The organism is Leisingera sp. UBA4491 (genome assembly GCF_002388965.1).
Lineage (GTDB): Bacteria > Pseudomonadota > Alphaproteobacteria > Rhodobacterales > Rhodobacteraceae > Leisingera > Leisingera aquaemixtae.
On sequence record NZ_DGNN01000016.1, the window covers coordinates 211723 to 228116 of the forward strand.

General features: G+C 65.9%; 18 protein-coding genes. 4 read left to right on the forward strand and 14 right to left on the reverse strand.

The annotated features are described in order from the left end of the window. Nucleotides 1-217 precede the first annotated feature (217 nt). The 4 genes from B2P87_RS08905 (at nucleotide 218) to B2P87_RS08920 (ending at nucleotide 4009) form a co-directional block, all read left to right on the forward strand. Nucleotides 218-937, forward strand: coding sequence for a helix-turn-helix transcriptional regulator (locus B2P87_RS08905; protein ID WP_141891045.1), 720 nt, complete (start codon nucleotides 218-220; stop codon nucleotides 935-937). Between the two features lie 94 nt (nucleotides 938-1031). Continuing rightward, entirely contained in the window at nucleotides 1032-1673 is a 642-nt protein-coding gene (locus tag B2P87_RS08910) for an acyl-homoserine-lactone synthase (RefSeq protein ID WP_141891044.1), read from the forward strand. A 63-nt stretch (nucleotides 1674-1736) separates the two neighbouring features. After that, nucleotides 1737-3275, forward strand: coding sequence for an ATP-dependent DNA helicase (locus tag B2P87_RS08915; RefSeq protein ID WP_141891043.1), 1539 nt, complete (start codon nucleotides 1737-1739; stop codon nucleotides 3273-3275). Continuing rightward, on the forward strand, nucleotides 3272-4009 hold the full coding sequence (locus B2P87_RS08920) for an SDR family oxidoreductase (protein WP_141891042.1): 738 nt from the start codon (nucleotides 3272-3274) through the stop codon (nucleotides 4007-4009). The genes B2P87_RS08915 and B2P87_RS08920 overlap by 4 nt, the downstream gene beginning before the upstream one ends. A 216-nt stretch (nucleotides 4010-4225) precedes the next feature. On the opposite strand, the gene B2P87_RS08925 is transcribed toward B2P87_RS08920, so the two are convergent. The 14 genes from B2P87_RS08925 to B2P87_RS08990 form a co-directional block, all read right to left on the reverse strand. Next, nucleotides 4226-5011: a TIGR02186 family protein gene (locus B2P87_RS08925; protein ID WP_141891041.1), complete on the reverse strand. Its 786-nt coding sequence runs from the start codon at nucleotides 5009-5011 to the stop codon at nucleotides 4226-4228. Between the two features lie 2 nt (nucleotides 5012-5013). Continuing rightward, nucleotides 5014-5937 carry a sulfite exporter TauE/SafE family protein gene (locus tag B2P87_RS08930; protein ID WP_141891040.1) on the reverse strand — a complete coding sequence of 308 codons (924 nt, stop codon included), beginning with the start codon at nucleotides 5935-5937 and terminating at the stop codon, nucleotides 5014-5016. A 407-nt stretch (nucleotides 5938-6344) separates the two neighbouring features. Next, nucleotides 6345-7310 carry an ABC transporter permease gene (locus B2P87_RS08935; protein WP_141891039.1) on the reverse strand — a complete coding sequence of 322 codons (966 nt, stop codon included), beginning with the start codon at nucleotides 7308-7310 and terminating at the stop codon, nucleotides 6345-6347. After that, entirely contained in the window at nucleotides 7310-8404 is a 1095-nt protein-coding gene (locus B2P87_RS08940; protein WP_141891038.1) for an ABC transporter permease, read from the reverse strand. The genes B2P87_RS08935 and B2P87_RS08940 overlap by 1 nt, the downstream gene beginning before the upstream one ends. 137 nt (nucleotides 8405-8541) lie before the next feature. Further along, on the reverse strand, nucleotides 8542-10071 hold the full coding sequence (locus tag B2P87_RS08945) for an ABC transporter ATP-binding protein (protein WP_141891037.1): 1530 nt from the start codon (nucleotides 10069-10071) through the stop codon (nucleotides 8542-8544). Then, nucleotides 10068-10421 carry a nuclear transport factor 2 family protein gene (locus B2P87_RS08950; RefSeq protein ID WP_141891036.1) on the reverse strand — a complete coding sequence of 118 codons (354 nt, stop codon included), beginning with the start codon at nucleotides 10419-10421 and terminating at the stop codon, nucleotides 10068-10070. The genes B2P87_RS08945 and B2P87_RS08950 overlap by 4 nt, the downstream gene beginning before the upstream one ends. 16 nt (nucleotides 10422-10437) lie before the next feature. Next, nucleotides 10438-11433, reverse strand: coding sequence for a BMP family lipoprotein (locus B2P87_RS08955; RefSeq protein ID WP_058285258.1), 996 nt, complete (start codon nucleotides 11431-11433; stop codon nucleotides 10438-10440). Between the two features lie 155 nt (nucleotides 11434-11588). Further along, nucleotides 11589-12014 (reverse strand): GNAT family N-acetyltransferase, encoded by a 426-nt coding sequence (locus B2P87_RS08960; protein ID WP_244940730.1) that lies wholly within the window; start codon nucleotides 12012-12014, stop codon nucleotides 11589-11591. After that, nucleotides 12007-12603, reverse strand: coding sequence for a tRNA (adenosine(37)-N6)-threonylcarbamoyltransferase complex dimerization subunit type 1 TsaB (tsaB, locus tag B2P87_RS08965; protein ID WP_141891035.1), 597 nt, complete (start codon nucleotides 12601-12603; stop codon nucleotides 12007-12009). Before tsaB ends, B2P87_RS08960 begins: the two co-directional genes overlap by 8 nt. Nucleotides 12604-12624: 21 nt before the next feature. Then, the gene (locus B2P87_RS08970) at nucleotides 12625-13191 is read right to left on the reverse strand and encodes a NifU family protein (RefSeq protein WP_141891034.1); all 567 of its coding nucleotides are present in this window, start codon (nucleotides 13189-13191) and stop codon (nucleotides 12625-12627) included. Nucleotides 13192-13260: 69 nt separating this feature from the next. After that, complete coding sequence (locus B2P87_RS08975; RefSeq protein WP_141891033.1) at nucleotides 13261-13860, reverse strand: 2-hydroxychromene-2-carboxylate isomerase; 600 nt, start codon at nucleotides 13858-13860, stop codon at nucleotides 13261-13263. 22 nt (nucleotides 13861-13882) lie between these two features. Next, nucleotides 13883-14338, reverse strand: a complete 456-nt coding sequence (locus tag B2P87_RS08980; protein ID WP_008554060.1) for a universal stress protein — start codon at nucleotides 14336-14338, stop codon at nucleotides 13883-13885. Between the two features lie 297 nt (nucleotides 14339-14635). Next, entirely contained in the window at nucleotides 14636-15499 is an 864-nt protein-coding gene (locus B2P87_RS08985; protein ID WP_141891032.1) for a branched-chain amino acid aminotransferase, read from the reverse strand. Nucleotides 15500-15721: 222 nt separating this feature from the next. Beyond that, complete coding sequence (locus B2P87_RS08990) at nucleotides 15722-16216, reverse strand: VOC family protein (RefSeq protein ID WP_141891031.1); 495 nt, start codon at nucleotides 16214-16216, stop codon at nucleotides 15722-15724. Between the last annotated feature and the right edge of the window lie 178 nt (nucleotides 16217-16394).

A 16394-nucleotide genomic window follows, 5' to 3' on the forward strand; every position in this document is an offset into this window, starting at 1 on the left:
GGAAAAGGCGGCTCTCTACGCTCCGGTTTTTGCGGCGTTTTTTTGCGGCTTCGCACGACTGTTCACCCAAAATGAACGAAAGCGGAACCTTCGCATTGACCTCCGGGAGGTCCCCACTGCAAAAGAGCATGAACGACCGGCCAGCCCGCGGCAGCATGTTTTGCCACGGGCCTCCCTCAGAACGGGGCCGGACCTAAAGGGCAGCAGCACGTAATTCATGGCATACAAAGCAGAACTCGACCGCATTCTGGAGGCGCTTGACGCCACTGAAACCTTGGAAGGCCTTCAGCTGATCGTTGAGCAGGTCTGCGAAGTGTTCGCCGTCGATCATGCCATGTACCTCTGGGTCGAAACCGCCGGGAACCACTATTATTTCGGCACCTACTCCAAGGCCTGGACGGACCGCTATCTGGACAAGGCCTACTCGCGGGTCGATCCGGTGGTGGTGGGCTGCTACCAGCGCTTTCACCCGGTCGACTGGAAGCGGCTGGACTGGAATCCCAAACCGGCCCGCGAGTTCCTGAGAGACGCGATGGTGCATGGTGTGGGCAACCAGGGCTATGCGATCCCCATCCGGGGGCCGAACGGCCAGTTCGCGCTCTTCACGCTCAGCCACAATTGCGACGATGCGGCGTGGGAAAAGATTATCGCACGGTACAACCGCGATTTCATTCTGGTGGCCCACTACTTCAACCGCAAGGTGCTGGAGCTGGAGCCCTCCCGGACGGCGGAGCAAGCGCAGCCGCTGTCGCCGCGGGAGGTGGATGCCCTGACGCTGCTGGCGATCGGCTACAGCCGCGCGCAGGTGGCGCAAACCCTGGCCATCTCGGAGCACACCCTGCGGGTCTATATCGAAAGCGCCCGGTTCAAATTGGGCGCGATCAACACCACGCACGCCATTGCCCGGGCTGTAAGTCTCGGTTTGATTGTGGTTTAGCGGTAGATATACCTCAATGCGTGTAAATTCTCTCGGGCATTGAACCCAATGGTCGTACTATTCCCCTGCTTTTCTACCAAAGGGGGAATACATCATGCTGCGGTATGTTTACGGTCACGATCTTCACACGCATTCCGATCTGGCTCATTCAATGTTCCTGGACCGGGCCGATCAGTTCAAGACGCGGCTCGGCTGGGATGTGCAGGTGGACGCCAACGGCGAAGAGCGGGACCAATACGACGAACTGGACCCGCTCTACATGATCTGGGAAATGCCGGACGGCAGCCACGGCGGCTCCATGCGGTTTCTGCCGACCACCGGCCGGGTGATGGTGAACGAGATCTTCCTGGATCTCTGCGGCGGCGTCCCCATCTGCAGCCCGCTGATCTGGGAATGCACCCGGTTCTGCCTGTCGCGCAAGGCGCACGGCAGGATCGCAGCAGGGCTGATGCTTGGCAGCCTGGAAATCATGCGCAACTTCGACGTTCCTCATTACACAGGCGTGTTCTACCGCCACACGGCCCGCGCCTTCCGCAACCTGGGCTTCGCGCCTGAGATCACCGGCACCCAGGGCGAGGGGCGCAATCCCATCTGCATGGGCTTTTGGGAATATGCCGAAGAGACCTATCACAGCGTGTCGCGCAAGGCGGGCATCCCGCCGGAGCTGTCGCAGCTGTGGTTCGACCGCTCCTTCGGCGGCGCCGGCGCCTCCGGTCCGGTGGCGCTCAGCGCCTGATCAATGCGCACACCGGGGCCGGATCCTCTGGCGGACCCGGCTCCGCGGCTGTAGGGTCGCGCCATGACAGCTCTGCCCGTACAGTTTTCCGATGACCAGGCCGCCGCTTATGACAGCGTGACCGAACTCCTGCGCCAGGCGGGGGTGGACCTTGACGACGGGCTTTTGCAGCCGCCCCGCGGCGATGCCGGGGTGATGGCGGTGATCGGCAAGGCCGGATCCGGCAAGACGCTGCTGCTGGCCGAGCTTTACAAGGCGCTGGAACAGGCGGGGGTTGAAGTTGTCTCCGGCGATTACGAAAGCCGCAAGAAGGGCGAAGACCGCCGCACGCTTGCGATTCTGGCGCCCACCAACAAGGCCGCCAGCGTGCTGCGCCTGCGCGGGGTGCCGGCCACCACCATCCACCGTATTCTTTACACGCCGGTTTACGATCCTGAATTCGAGAAAATCGCCGAATGGCTGGCGGGGCAGGGGGAGCAGCCCGACATCGAAGGGCTGAGCGAGGAGGCGCTGGCCCGGGCCGCGGCCTTTTACGAAAGGAACAAGTCGATCCCCGGCGCGCTGGCGGCGGCGGGCCTGCGCGGCTCCGACTTCATCACCGGCTGGAAGCGGCGCGAGGATCCTCTCGACATCGGCTTCATTGACGAGGCATCGATGCTGGACGACCGCCAGTTCGAGGATCTGAAGGAGATCTTCCCGAACCTGGTCCTGTTCGGCGACCCGGCGCAGCTGGCGCCGGTCAACCAGTCGGGCTCCATGGTGTTCGAAACCCTGCCGGAGCCGCGCCAGCTGATCCTCAACCGCATCCACCGGCAGGAGGCGGGCAACCCGATCCTCGACCTGGCCCACGCGCTGGCCGACCCGCAGCTGGGGTTTGAGGATTTCGAGCGCATGGTGGAGGACACCGCCCGGCGCGACGACAGGGTGGTCTGGGGCCAGCGGGTGGAGGTCGACCTGATGGCGCGCTCGCCGGTGCTGGTCTGGCGCAACAACACCCGCATCCGCCTGATCAACGCCTTCCGCGCCGTCCATGGCGCGCCGGAAGATGCGCTGATTGCCGGCGAACCGCTGATCTGCGACGGTATCGAACTGCCGGCGAAGCACCGCAAGAAGCGCCTGGACCTGGAGGCCCGCGGCCTGATCAAGGGCGCGCAGGTGATCTACCTCGGGGCCGGCCGCAAGCCCGGGTTTTCCCGCCTGCATGTGATCGGGGCAGAGGATCCGCAGGTCTCTGCCGCCTCGATCGTGAAGATCGAGAAACCGGATGAGGAAGAACCCTTCATTCCCTATGCCGCGCGCATGGGCGCAACCTTCCTGCATGGGGCGGCCGTGACCATCCACAAGGCGCAAGGCTCGCAGTGGGACACCGCCCAGGTCTTTGCCCCCGACATCTATGCCGCCGCCCGCATGGGCCGGGTGGAGGCAGGCCAGCCGCTGTGGAAGCGGCTTGCCTATGTCGCCATCACCCGCGCCCAGGAACGGCTGATCTGGGTGGTCAGGAACCGGCTGGCCAAACCTTCCGGCCCGCTGCCGGTGGACGACCTCAAGGCCATCCCGGCCGCGGCGCTGACACTGGAAGCACAGGAGGACACCCCCGCATGAGCTCTTCGATCCTGATCACCGGCGCCAGCTCCGGCATCGGCCGTGCCGTGGCGGAGCTGTTTCTGGCCGAGGGCTGGCAGGTCGGCCTGCTGGCCCGCCGCGCGGACAAGCTGGAGGAGGCGGCGCAGGGCCACGCGAACGCGCATGTGCTGCCCGCGGATGTGACCGACCCCGCGGCGGTGGACCATGCGGTGAACAGCTTTGTGATGGCGGCGGGGCGGCTGGATGTGCTGTTCAACAACGCAGGCATCTTCACCCCGCCGGGCACCATCGACGAGATCCCGCTGGAGGACTGGTTTGCCTCGGTGAACGTGAATCTCACCGGCATGTACCTGGCGGCCCGCGCCGCCTTCCGGCAGATGCGCCAGCAGGCGCCGCAGGGCGGCCGGATCATCAACAACGGCTCCATCGCCGCCCATGTGCCGCGGCCCCATTCAGCGCCCTATGCGGCCACCAAGGCCGCCATCACCGGCCTCACCAAAAGCCTGTCGCTGGACGGCCGCGCCTTTGACATCGCCTGCGGCCAGATCGACATCGGCAACACCCGCACCCCGATGGTCGAAGACCTGGGCCAGCGCCACGCGGAGGCCAATCCCGGTGCCGAACCGATGCACACCTTTGCGGTGGAGGACGCGGCGAAATCGGTTCTGCACATGGCCCGCCTGCCGTTGGAGGCCAACGTGCAGTTCATGACGGTGATGGCCACCAAGATGCCCTACATCGGCCGCGGCTAAGCGCTCCCGCCCGTCGCAGGCGCATTACTCATGCGCCGCTCCCGTTGGGCGTGGCGCTGCGCTGGCGCGTAGCGGGCCAGCTCTCCCGGCGGCACAGCCGCCTGCCGGGCAGCGAAACGCGGGCCTTCATCTTTCGCAAAATACTCCGGGGTGAATTGGCCGAAAGGCCAAGAGGGGCAGCGCCCCTTTTCCGCTCCGCCAGAAGGCGCTGGCCCCTTAGCGGTTCCTGAGCAGGCTGAAGGCTGCGGACGCGCCCCAGCCGGCCGCAATGGCAATCGCCAGCGACATCAGGCCGTAAAGGAACGGCTGCTCGCGCGAGAGCGCGTACAGGAACTTCTCCAGCCCCACCTTGCGCACGTCGATGGCGGTCTCATAGCTTGACACAACTTTGCCGCCGCGGGTCAGGAAGATGCGGGTCAGATAGCTGCCCTCGGTCAGGTCAGCGGGCATCTCGATGGCGGTGCGGAACAGGGTCTGCTCATCCACCGCCACCGTGTTTTCGCGCAGGGAGTAAAGCCCGTTCTTCTCGCGGATCCGGATCACCGCATCGGCAAAGGCCTGGGCGCCGCGGATATGCATCGCGGCGCCGACCGAGCGGATCGCGCGCTTGATCGAGATCCGGTAGCGCAGGTCCTCGGTGTCGGTCAGCACCTGTTTGAACGGGGCACTGGTGGCCACCGCATAGAACGCCGGCGCGGAGTCGACCAGAACGCTGTCGACGTTGATCCAGATCCCCAGCTTCTTTTCCTTGCGCCGCACCATGACGGACGGCGCCGGGCCGGACACGGCGACCACCACCTCCAGCGGGTCGTCCTGCGGGATCGGGGTTTCGCGTTTGACGGCGCCGAAAACCAGGATTTCCGACCCGTCGAAGGTGGCGGTGATCGCCACCCGGTCCTGGCTAAGGCCAAGCACGACCTCTTCCTTGCCGGCCTGGGCCGCGGCGTGCGGCAGCAGGGCCAGGGCGGCGGCGCTCAGGGCGGACAACAGCAGCTTGCGCATGGTCAGTGTCCCCCAGGCTCACCCAGCGAGTAGATCTCGGAGGGTTGCAGCAGGAGGTCGAGGCCCAGTTTGACGCAGACCGCGATGACCATCAGCGCCAGCAGGATGCGGAGCTGTTCGGCCTTTAGATACACACCGATCCGGGTGCCGATCTGGGCACCGATCACGCCGCCGATCAGCAGCAGCACCGCCAGCACGATGTCCACGGTATAGTTGGTGGTGGCGTGCAGCATGGTGGTGAAACCGGTGACCAGGATGATCTGGAACAGCGAGGTGCCGACAACCACTTTGGTCGGCATGCCGAGGATGTAGATCATCGCAGGAACCATGATGAAACCGCCGCCGACGCCCATGATCGCGGCCAGAATCCCCACGGCCACGCCAACCAGAACGGGCGGGATCACCGAGATATAGAGGCCGGAGGTGCGGAAGCGCATCTTGAACGGCAGCGCATGCACCCAGCCGCGCTGGCGGCGCGGGGCGGGCGCGGCACCGCCTGCCTTCTTGGCCTTGCGGATGGCGTTCAGGCTTTCGATGAACATCAGGCCGCCAACGACGCCAAGGAAGACGACGTAGCACAGCTTGACCAGCAGATCGACCTGCCCCAGCGCCTTGAGATAGTTGAACACCACCACCCCCAGCGCCGCCCCCATCAGGCCGCCGGCCTGCAGCACCAGCCCCATCTTGATGTCGACCGTGCGCCGCCGGAAATGCGCCAGCACCCCCGAGAAGGAGGAGGCAACAATCTGGTTCGCTTCCGTGGCCACCGCCACCGCGGGCGGGATGCCGATGAAGAACAGAAGCGGCGTCATCAGGAAGCCGCCGCCGACTCCGAACATGCCTGAGAGAACACCCACCATTCCTCCGAGGCCCAGAAGAAGGTAGGCATTGACCGAGACCTCAGCTATGGGAAGGTATATCTGCATGATCTTTGTTAGACCGCAGACCGCCTGAAAATCAATGATCTATGCCGCTGTGCAGCGTGCAGGACTGATTTGAGGCGGCAAACTGGACTTAACTGTGGCCGCCCTGCACTGGCTGAGGCGTAGGGGCTCCCGCGCCCGCAGGCGGCTGGCTGCGCCAGTTGCCTTGGCGGCCTTGGGCCGGGCGCCGCCCTGCGGGCGGCGCAAAGGTCTTTCTGCTGAGGGAGGCCCCAGTGCGGCAGGGCTGCCCCTCAGGCGGCCGTTTGAGTGCAGCTGCGTCTTTGCCGCGTCGAGGGGGGGAAGGCGCCTGCGCGCGGCCGCTGCCGCGGCCCTTGGCCCGGAACAAACGCATGCTGGGAAAAGCAAACGCCCGGCGCAGGGCCGGGCGTTCGGGGTGTTACTTGCAGCGCTCAGCGCTCTTTGACGTAAGGCTCGCCGCCGGCGCGGGGCGGGATCGCCTTGCCGACGAAGCCGGCCAGGATCACAACCGTCAGCACATAGGGCAGCGCATCCATGGCCTGAACCGGGATCACGATGCCGCCAAGCTCGATGTTCTGGAAGCGCAGGGCGATGGCCTGCAGCAGCCCGAACAGCAGGCAGGCGCCCATTGCGTGCCAGGGCCGCCACTTGGCAAAGATCAGCGCCGCCAGCGCGATGAAGCCGCGTCCTGCGGTCATGTCCTTGACGAAGCCCGCCTGCAGCGCAGTGGCCAGATAGGCGCCGGCAATGCCGCACAGCAGGCCGCAGATCATCACCGCGCCGTACCGCAGGCCGACAACCGAGACGCCCGCGGTGTCCACTGCCGCCGGGTTCTCGCCCACCGCGCGCAGGCGCAGGCCGAACCGGGTGCGGAACAGGATCCACCAGGTGGCCGGCACCGCCAGGAAGGCGATGTAGACCAGCACCGAATGGCCCGACAACAGCTCGGAGTAGATCGGCCCCAGCACCGGCACGCCCGACAGGCTGTCGGCAAAGGGCAGGGTGATCGGGGTGAACCGGCCGCCGCTGAACAGCGACGGCGTGCGGCCGCCCTGCTGGAACCAGTCCTGGGCAATCAGCACCGTCATGCCCGCAGCCAGGAAGTTGATCGCCACGCCGGAGATCAGCTGGTTGCCGCGGAAGGTGATCGAGGCCACTCCGTGCAGTCCGGCCAGCACCAGTGAAGAGGCGATGCCCGCCAGCAGCCCCAGCCAGACATTGCCGGTCACCGCCGCCACGGCGGCAGAGAAGAAGGCAGCCATCAGCATCTTGCCTTCCAGGCCGATATCGAAGATGCCCGCGCGCTCGGAGTAGAGGCCGGCCAGGCAGGCCAGCAGCAGCGGTGTTGCCAGGCGGACGGTGGAATCCAAAATCTGGATGATCGTCAGGAATTCCATCAGTTCTGCCCTCTCCGCACCGCCAGAAAGATCTTCTCAAGCGGCATCCGCACCATGTTGTCCAGCGCACCCGTGAACAGGATCACCAGCGCCTGGATCACCACGATCAGCTCTCGCGGGATCGAGGTCCAAAGCGCCAGTTCCGCGCCGCCTTGATACAGGAAGCCGAACAGGATGGCCGCCAGGAACACGCCGAACGGGTGGTTGCGCCCCATCAGCGCCACCGCGATGCCGATGAAACCGGCGCCTTCGGTGGCGTTCAGCACCAGCCGCTCCGCTTCGCCCATCACGTTGTTCACAGCCATCATGCCCGCCAGCGCGCCGGAGATCAGCATCGCGATCATGATCGTGCGCACCGAGGAGATGCCGGCATAGCGTGCGCCCGGCTCGGATTTTCCGAGGGAGCGGATCTCATAGCCCAGCGGCGTCCGCCAGATCAGCAGCCAGACGAACAGGCAGGCGCCCATGGCGACCAGCAGGCTGACGTTGGCCGGGGCCGATTTGGAGAAGTTGATGCCGATCGGCGCCAGCAGCTCATGCAGGGAGGGCAGGTGGACAGCCTGCGGGAAGCGTTCGGTGGCCGGATCCATCGAGCCTTCGGGGCGCAGCACGTTGACCAGCACATAGTTCAGCACCGCCGCGGCGATGAAGTTGAACATGATGGTGGTGATCACGATATGGCTGCCGCGCTTGGCCTGCAGATAGGCCGGAATGGCGGCCCAGGCGGCGCCAAAGATCCCTGCGCCCAGGGCGGCAAAGGCCAGCGCCAGCGTCCAGTGCGGCCAGGGGATCAGCAGGCAGACCAGCGCCACGCCCAGGCCCCCCAGCATCGCCTGGCCCTCGCCGCCGATGTTGAACAGCCCCGCATGGGCGGCCACCGCCACCGCGAGGCCGGTGAACATGAAGTTGGTGGCGTAATAGAGTGTATAGCCCCAGCCATAGGTGGAGCCCAGGGCGCCATTGACCATCAGCTTGACCGCGGCCACCGGGTCTTCGCCGATCCCGAGGATCACCAGGGCTGACAGGAGCGCGGCCAGGATCAGGCTGATCAGCGGGATCAGGACCACGTCGGCCCATTTCGGCATCTTGTCCATTTACGCGGCCCCCGGTTTGGCTTTCACGGCCGGAACGCGCAGCGGTCCGGCCAGCGCCCGTCCGCCCCCATGGGCGGGCGCTTCGCTTCCGCCCGCGGACAGGCGCAGGCCCTTGTTGCGAGTCATCTTGTATTGCATCACGCGGCCTCCCCCGCGACACCGGCCATCAGGAGGCCGAGTTCTTTCTCATCGGTCTGATCCGCCGGGCGTTCGCCCATGATCATGCCGTCAAACATCACCGCAACCCGGTCGGAGAGCGACAGGATCTCTTCCAGCTCGACCGAGACCAGCAGGATCGCCTTGCCCTGGTCGCGCAGCGCGACGATTTGCTGGTGAATGAATTCGATGGCGCCGATGTCGACGCCGCGGGTCGGCTGGCCGACCAGCAACAGGTCCGGGTTGCGCTCGATCTCGCGCGCCACCACGATCTTCTGCTGGTTGCCGCCGGAGAAGTTCTTGGCCGCCAGCCAGGGGTCCGGCGGGCGCACGTCGAATTTTTCCATCTTGGCCTCGGTGTCGGCTTGCAGGGCGGCGTTGTTCATCAGCACACCGTTCTGATAGGCCGCATCGCGGTGATAGCCGAAGGCCACGTTTTCCCAGGCGTGGAAATCCATGATCAGGCCCTCGCGCTGGCGGTCCTCCGGCACATGGCCGATACCGGCGCCGCGGCGTGCCTTGGCATCCGATCCCGGGCCGCTGAGCGGCAGCGGCGTGCCATGCAGCTTGATGCTGCCGGTGCCCGGACGCATGCCGCCCAGAACTTCCAGCAGTTCCGACTGGCCGTTGCCGGCCACCCCGGCAATGCCGACGATCTCGCCCGCGCGCACGGTCAGGTTGATGCCTTTCAGGCGCTCGACGCCGGCCTCATCCACCACCCGCAGGTTCTCGATCTCCAGGATCGGGGCGCCGGGCTGTGCGGGCACCTTGTCGACGCGCAGCAGCACCTTGCGGCCCACCATCAGCTCGGCCAGGTGCTCGGGGCTGGTCTCAGACGTCTTGACGGTGGCGGTCATCTGGCCGCGCCGCATCACCGACACCGTATCGGTGTACTCCATCACCTCCCGCAGTTTGTGGGTGATCAGGATGATGGTCTTCCCCTCGGCGCGCAGCCGGTCGAGGATGCGGAACAGCTGGTCGGCCTCAGACGGCGTCAGCACGCCCGTCGGCTCGTCCAGGATCAGGATCTCTGCCTTGCGGTAGAGCGCCTTGAGGATCTCCACCCGCTGCTGCGCGCCGACGCCGATTTCGTCGATGCGCGCATCGGGGTCCACGTACAGCTCGTACTCCTCCTCCAGCGCCTTCAGCTCCTTGCGGGCGCGGCGCAGCGAGGGCATCAGCATGCCGCTGTCCTCGGCCCCCAGCACGATGTTTTCCAGCACGGTGAAGTTTTCCACCAGTTTGAAATGCTGGAATACCATGCCGATGCCCGCGGCAATTGCCGCCTGGCTGTCGGGGATCTCGGTCTTCTTGCCGTTGATGAAAACCTCCCCTTTGTCGGCCTTGTAAAAGCCATAGAGGATCGACATCAGCGTCGACTTGCCCGCACCGTTTTCACCGATGATACCGTGAATGGTGCCGGGGGCGACGCGGATCGAAATGTCCTTGTTTGCCTGGACAGGGCCAAAGGCCTTGGAGATGCCTTTGAGTTCGATGGCGGGGGCAGTCAAGCGGGCTCTCCCATGCCTGTAAATCCGATCAGCCGCACCACTTTGCCGTCTTGCAGATCGGCAAAATACTGGCCGCGCGCCATGCGGGTGCCGTCCTTCAGGAAATCCACTGTGGCGCGCGCATGGCCGTGGTGTTCCGAGACGGCCACCACTTTGGCCTCGGCGCCCGGCATCTTCGCGCTGAACTGCGCGATATGGTCCAGATAGGCGCCGCGGCCCTCGATGGGGGCGGGGATGCTGGGATCGGAATAATAGAATTCGGGCCCGATCGCCGCGTCGGTTTTTGCAACACGGCCTTCGGGGGTTGGGTCGCCCCAGGCCGCAAACAGAATATGAATAGACTCCGTCATGGCCTGGGGCTTTCTCTTAGAAGCTCAGCGCCGGGCAGCTGTCATCGGACATGTAGTCATGCACCTTGATCTCACCCGAGGCAATCTTGGCAGCAGCGTCGTCCACCGCGGCCTGCATCTCGCCGGTGACCAGCTCGGCGTTGTGCTCATCCATGGCATAGCCGACGCCGCCATTGGCCAGGCCCATCACAGAGAAGCCGGTTTCCATCTCGGCACCGTCCGAGAAGGCCTCAAACACGGCGTTGCCGACGTTCTTGGTCATCGAGGTCAGCACTTTGCCCGGGTGCAGGTGGTTCTGGTTGCTGTCCACGCCGATCGACAGGATGCCTTCGTCGGCCGCGGTCTGCAGCACGCCCACGCCGGTGCCGCCGGCCGCGGCATAGACCACGTCAGCGCCCTGGCTGATCTGCGCCTTGGTCAGCTCCGACCCTTTCACCGGGTCGTTCCAGGCTGCCGGCGTGGTGCCGGTCATGTTGGAAATCACCTTGGCGTCCGGGTTGGCGGCCTTCACGCCCTCGGCATAGCCGCAGGCGAACTTGCGGATCAGCGGAATGTCCATGCCGCCGATAAAGCCGACGGTGTTCGACTTGGACGCCATCGCCGCCATCATGCCGACCAGATAGGAGCCTTCATGCTCGTTGAAGACGACCGAGCGCACGTTGTCGCCCTCAACCACCATGTCGATGATGGTGAATTTGGTGTCCGGGTAATCGGCGGCCACCTGGCCCAAAGCGTCGGCAAAGGCAAAGCCGACCATCACGATCGGGTTGGCGCCGGCCTCGGCAAAGCGGCGCAGGGCCTGCTCGCGCTGGGCTTCGGACTGCAGCTCGATCTCGCGGTAGGTGCCGCCGGTCTCTTCGACCCAGCGCTGGGCGCCGTTGTGCGCGGCTTCGTTGAAGCTCTTGTCGAACTTGCCGCCCAAGTCGAAGATCAGCGCAGGTTCGGCCAGCGCGGCACCTGCTGTCAGGGCCAGCGACGCGGCTGCGCCCATCAGCGATTTCATCAGGGTCATCAGGTTAACTCCCACTGTCATTATTGTTGGATGCAGCGGGGCTTTTCCGCTGCCCGGCCACGTTCAGGCCAAAGAGGGTGCGGCAATTTAGCCTGCAGGGCAGGGAGAGGGTCAACCGCTTTTTGACCAAATGGTGCGAAATCCGCGCAACTGGCCTAGCGTAAACCTTTTCTCATCAGGATCGCATCCGCCGGTTTTGCCCCTTCGCGGCGGTAATATCCGGCCCGGCGCCCGCATTCCGCGAATCCGCAGGCATGGTACAGCGCCTGTGCGGGGGCGTTATCGGCGGCGACTTCCAGGAACAGCTCTGCCGCGCCCCGCGCGCGGGCCACTGATTCCCAGTCGGCCATGCAGGCGCGGGCCAGCCCCTGGCGCTGATGGCCGGGGCCGGTCGCAATGGTCAGCAGCTCCGCCTCATCCGCGATCACCCGCACCAGCGCAAAACAGCGGGCGCCGCCTGCGGCAAAAACCAGCGGGCTGTCCAGCAGGGCGGCGAACTCCGCCGCCGACCAGGGCCGGGACTGGGTAAAGGCCGCGGCATGGGTGGCGGCCATCGCCTCCGGTGTCAGCGGGTCAGCCATCAATCAGCGCCGGCGGCACATCGCTGGACGGCGCGGCATCGGCAGAGCGCAGATACAAGGGGGCAGGCGCCCCGGTCACGGTCTCGAACCGCCCGGCCGCAATCCGCGCAATGGCTTCGGCAATGCCCGCCGGGCTTGCCTCGGGCGCAAACGCCAGCCCGGCGCCGCGGGCGGCGTCTTCGGCCTCCTGGCGCGGCATCAGACGCGGCGCTTCCCCGGGCAGGGCGGCATAGACCTGATCGCGCGGCGCAGGCACGGCGGGCAGGGTGCCTTCGGCGGCGCGGGCTTCAAACCCGTCAACGCCGACGGCCGGTATCTCCAGACCCAGCGCCAGGCCGCGCGCAGCAGAGACCGCAATCCGGATGCCGGTGAAGTTGCCGGGGCCGACGCCGACGCCGATGGCGTCAAGATCCTGCCAGCCGGCGCCGCCCTCGGCCAGCACCTCTTCCAGCAGCGGCATCAGCCGCTCGGCCTGGCCGCGGGCCATTTCTTCCAGCCGGGAGGCCAGCACCGCATCGCCGCGCAGCAAAGCGGCCGCGCAATGCGCGGCCGATGTGTCAAATCCCAGAACCAGTGGTTCGGACGCCATCAGATGTCCTTTCGCAGCCGGTCAGACGGCAACCGGGCGCACCTCGGTGACTTCCGGGATATAATGGCGCAGCAGGTTCTCGATGCCCATCTTCAGCGTCAGGGTCGAAGACGGGCAGCCCGCGCAGGCGCCTTGCATGTGCAGGTAGACAACGCCGCGGTCAAAACCGTGGAAGGTAATGTCGCCTCCGTCCTGAGCCACCGCCGGGCGCACCCGGCTGTCCAGCAGCTCCTTGATCTGGTTGACGATCTCGGCGTCCTCGCCGGTGTGCTCCGCGTGGCCCGAGGCCGGATCGGCAGAGCCGTCCGCCATCACCGGCTGGCCGGACTGGTAGTGTTCCATCACCGCGCCCAGAATGGCGGGCTTGATGTGGTCCCAGTCGACCCCGTCCGCCTTGGTCACGGTCACGAAATCATTGCCGAAGAACACGCCGGTCACGCCGTCGACCGCAAAGATGCGGGAGGCCAGCGGCGATTTGCCCGCGGCGTCTGCGCTGGGGAAGTCGGCGGTGCCCGCCTCCAGAACGGTCTGGCCCGGCAGGAATTTCAGCGTCGCCGGGTTGGGCGTGGATTCAGTCTGAATGAACATGTCGGGTCTCCGTTAAGCGTGCCCCCGATATGCGCCTTGCGGCGCGCCAAGTCAAGATTTGGAACTATTCTAAATCTCTCGGCCCGCAGCGTGCGCCAGGGCTTGCTCCAGCCGGTCATCGCCCCAGAACAGTTCCGGACCGCTGATAAAGCTGGGGGCGCCGAAAATGCCAGCGGCAATCGCGTCTTCGGTCTGCGCCCGCAGCGCCGATTTGACGGCAGGCGCCTGGGCGCGCGGCATCAGCGCATCGTCAAGGCCCGCCTGGCGCAAGCAGCCCTGCAGGACAGCGTCGCTGGAGATATCCGCGCCATTACCGAACTGCGCTTGAAACACTGCCTTTGTGAACGCTTCGATGCTGTCCATCTCCGCGGCGGCCAGTGCCAGCCGGGCCGCCTTCAGTCCGTTTTGCGGGAACGGATCCGGGCGCCGGAAGGGCAGCCCGCGGGCGGTGCAGATCCGCTCCATATCGCGCCACATATACCGGCTTTTGGCAGGGTAGATGTTGAACGGGGAGGTGTCCCAGCCCTGCGCGGCAAACACCGGCCCCAGCAGGAACGGCCTCCAGGTGACGGCAACAGAGCGGGCAGCGGCCAGCGCGCCGATCCGCATCACGCTGAGATAGGAATAGGTGGAGGCGAACTCGAACCAGAAGGTTAGCCTGCCGCGCATCGCCTGCCCCCCGCTGCCCTGGTCAGGTGATCGCTTCCAGCTTCTCTTTGCTGAGATCGCCGGGCACGATGGTGATCGGCACCGGCAGGGTGCCGGAGTTCTTGGTCAGCTGGGTGACCAGCGGGCCCGGCCCCTTGCGGCCGGTGCCCGCGCCCAGCACCAGCACGCCGATTTCCGGATCGCCCTCGATAAAGTCGAGGATCTCCGGCACCGGCTCGCCTTCGCGGATCACCAGTTCCGGATCGACGTTCTGGCGGTCGCGCATCCATTTGGCAAAGACCTCGAAATGCGCATGGATCCGTTCGCGGGCTTCTTCCCGCATCACTTCGCCGACGCCGATCCAGTGGTTGAACTCATCCGGCGGGATCACCGACAGGATGGTGACGCCGGCGCCGGTATGCGCCGCGCGCATGGCGGCGAACCGCATGGCGTTCAGGCATTCGCGGCTGTCGTCCAGTACCACAAGGAATTTGCGCATTTTCGCTCTCTCGTTGTTCCACCGCGGATCATGACGCAAGCGGGCGCATCAGGCAATAGAGCCAAACCCGTTGAGCCGTTTCAAGAAACTGGCGCTAGATTGGGGCAGCGAGCGCTCCCGCGCCCGCAGGATCTCCCGGCTGCGCCGGAAGCCCCTTGGCGGCCTTGGGCCCGGCGCCGCGCAGGGCGCGGCGCGGCACCGTGCGCAGGCACGGTGCCTGGCCCAACCGTGCAGCGGTCTTTTGCAAAAAAGGCCCGGAGCGGGCGGGAGCCTCCGCAAGCGGCGCAGCGCCGTGCGTCAGCTCTGGCTGCGGGCCCAGTCCCAGTACATCTCACGCACCCGCTTGGCGACGGGGCCGGTTTGATACTGGCGGCTGTCAAAGGCGATGACAGGTGTCACCTTGCTCATGTTGCCCGACAGGAAGACCTCGTCGGCCTCCTCAAAGTCCTGATAGCCCAGCACGCACTCATGCACCGTAATGCCATCGGCGCGCATGTTGCTGATGTGGCGGGCGCGGGTGATGCCGGCCAGGAAGGTGCCGTTGGGGATCGGGGTGAAGACCTCGCCATCGCGCACCATGAAGACATTGGTGGTGGCGGTTTCCGCTACGTTGCCCATGGCATCCAGCACCAGCGCATTGGTGAACCCCTTGCTGCGCGCCTCGCGCAGCATCCGGGCGTTGTTGGGGTACAGGCAGCCGGCCTTGGCATTCACCACCGCGTTTTCCAGCACCGGACGGCGGAAGCGGGTGCGGGTCAGCGTGGCGGAGGCCTCAGGCGCCGCCATCGGGATTTCCTCCAGGCTGACCGCAAAGCGCGTGCTGTCCGGGTCCGGCGCAATCAGCGTCGCGTCGCCATCCGCCGCCCAGTACATCGGCCGGATATAAACGGCGGAGCCGGGGGCAAACCCCTCCAGCCCCTCGCGGATCAGCGCCGCCATCTGCTCGGCCGAATGGGTCGGTGTCATCAGCAGCGCCTCTGCCGAGGCATTGGTGCGGGCGCAGTGCAGATCGAGGTCCGGCGTCACCCCGTCAAAGAAGCGCGCGCCGTCGAACACCGAAGAGCCCAGCCACATCGCATGGTCCGCCGCCCGCATCACCGGCAGGTCGCCGTCGTGCCAGCTGCCGTTGAAATAGGTCCGGATTGTGCCGCTTACAGCCATGTTTTCCCCCCCTCTGCTTGCCGCTAGGGTAGGCAGAGAAAGGTCAGAGGTCCAGACCTAACATCACCCGCAAATGTCCCGGCAAAGGAGGCGATCAGGCCTGTTTTATTAATTTTTACAGGGTGTTGCCCGTGTCTTGCAACAGTTCTGACGCTGCGTCTTTTGGGTCAGCATGTCTGACCAATTGTTTCGCGCGCGAAACATTCGGGCAGCAGGGCTGACCTACTCAACCTCCGCGAGCAATGCCTGCAGGTCCAGGGCCTCTGTGCCCATCGCCAGGCTTCCGTCCGCCGCACGCGGCCACTCCGCCTCCGCCCGGTCGCGGTAGAGCTCCACCCCGTTGCCGTCCGGGTCGCGCAGGTAAATCGCTTCGGAAACACCGTGATCCGCGGCGCCCTCCAGCGCGATGCCGGCCTCCAGCACCCGGTGCAGAACTGCGGCCAGGCTCTTGCGGTCCGGCAGCAGGATGGCGGTGTGGTAGAGGCCGGTCGCATTGGTCGCCGGGGCAGGACCGCCGCGCGACTGCCAGGTGTTGAGGCCGATGTGGTGGTGATAGCCACCCGCCGACAGGAAGGCGGCGGAGCTGCCCAGCCGCTGGGTCACTTCAAACCCCAGGACGCCGCTGTAAAAGCCGATCGCCCGCTCCAGGCCCGAAACCTTCAAGTGGACATGGCCGATGCGGGTGCCTGCGGGAAGGGGTGGTGTGCCTGTGCTCATTGCAGCCTCCATCTGTCTGGTGCTGCAGATATGGCCGCTGTGCGGCCCGGCTGCCATTCCGCAGCGCCGCACCATGTGCCTGTGGATTTGCACAGCCGCGGCGGCGCAGCGCAGCTAGCGCGCCGCAAGGCGCGCCGGGCCCAACCGGGCCTGCGCATCTGTGATGCGCTGCAGCCCG

What these genes read in the sequence shown, in the direction of transcription:
- B2P87_RS08905 (WP_141891045.1), top strand. Translation starts at nt 218, where the DNA reads ATGGCATACAAAGCAGAACTCGACCGCATTCTGGAGGCGCTTGACGCC.
- B2P87_RS08910 (WP_141891044.1), top strand. Translation starts at nt 1,032, where the DNA reads ATGCTGCGGTATGTTTACGGTCACGATCTTCACACGCATTCCGATCTG.
- B2P87_RS08915 (WP_141891043.1), top strand. Translation starts at nt 1,737, where the DNA reads ATGACAGCTCTGCCCGTACAGTTTTCCGATGACCAGGCCGCCGCTTAT.
- B2P87_RS08920 (WP_141891042.1), top strand. Translation starts at nt 3,272, where the DNA reads ATGAGCTCTTCGATCCTGATCACCGGCGCCAGCTCCGGCATCGGCCGT.
- B2P87_RS08925 (WP_141891041.1), bottom strand. Translation starts at nt 5,011, where the DNA reads ATGCGCAAGCTGCTGTTGTCCGCCCTGAGCGCCGCCGCCCTGGCCCTG.
- B2P87_RS08930 (WP_141891040.1), bottom strand. Translation starts at nt 5,937, where the DNA reads ATGCAGATATACCTTCCCATAGCTGAGGTCTCGGTCAATGCCTACCTT.
- B2P87_RS08935 (WP_141891039.1), bottom strand. Translation starts at nt 7,310, where the DNA reads ATGGAATTCCTGACGATCATCCAGATTTTGGATTCCACCGTCCGCCTG.
- B2P87_RS08940 (WP_141891038.1), bottom strand. Translation starts at nt 8,404, where the DNA reads ATGGACAAGATGCCGAAATGGGCCGACGTGGTCCTGATCCCGCTGATC.
- B2P87_RS08950 (WP_141891036.1), bottom strand. Translation starts at nt 10,421, where the DNA reads ATGACGGAGTCTATTCATATTCTGTTTGCGGCCTGGGGCGACCCAACC.
- B2P87_RS08955 (WP_058285258.1), bottom strand. Translation starts at nt 11,433, where the DNA reads ATGACCCTGATGAAATCGCTGATGGGCGCAGCCGCGTCGCTGGCCCTG.
- B2P87_RS08960 (WP_244940730.1), bottom strand. Translation starts at nt 12,014, where the DNA reads ATGGCTGACCCGCTGACACCGGAGGCGATGGCCGCCACCCATGCCGCG.
- tsaB (WP_141891035.1), bottom strand. Translation starts at nt 12,603, where the DNA reads ATGGCGTCCGAACCACTGGTTCTGGGATTTGACACATCGGCCGCGCAT.
- B2P87_RS08970 (WP_141891034.1), bottom strand. Translation starts at nt 13,191, where the DNA reads ATGTTCATTCAGACTGAATCCACGCCCAACCCGGCGACGCTGAAATTC.
- B2P87_RS08975 (WP_141891033.1), bottom strand. Translation starts at nt 13,860, where the DNA reads ATGCGCGGCAGGCTAACCTTCTGGTTCGAGTTCGCCTCCACCTATTCC.
- B2P87_RS08980 (WP_008554060.1), bottom strand. Translation starts at nt 14,338, where the DNA reads ATGCGCAAATTCCTTGTGGTACTGGACGACAGCCGCGAATGCCTGAAC.
- B2P87_RS08985 (WP_141891032.1), bottom strand. Translation starts at nt 15,499, where the DNA reads ATGGCTGTAAGCGGCACAATCCGGACCTATTTCAACGGCAGCTGGCAC.
- B2P87_RS08990 (WP_141891031.1), bottom strand. Translation starts at nt 16,216, where the DNA reads ATGAGCACAGGCACACCACCCCTTCCCGCAGGCACCCGCATCGGCCAT.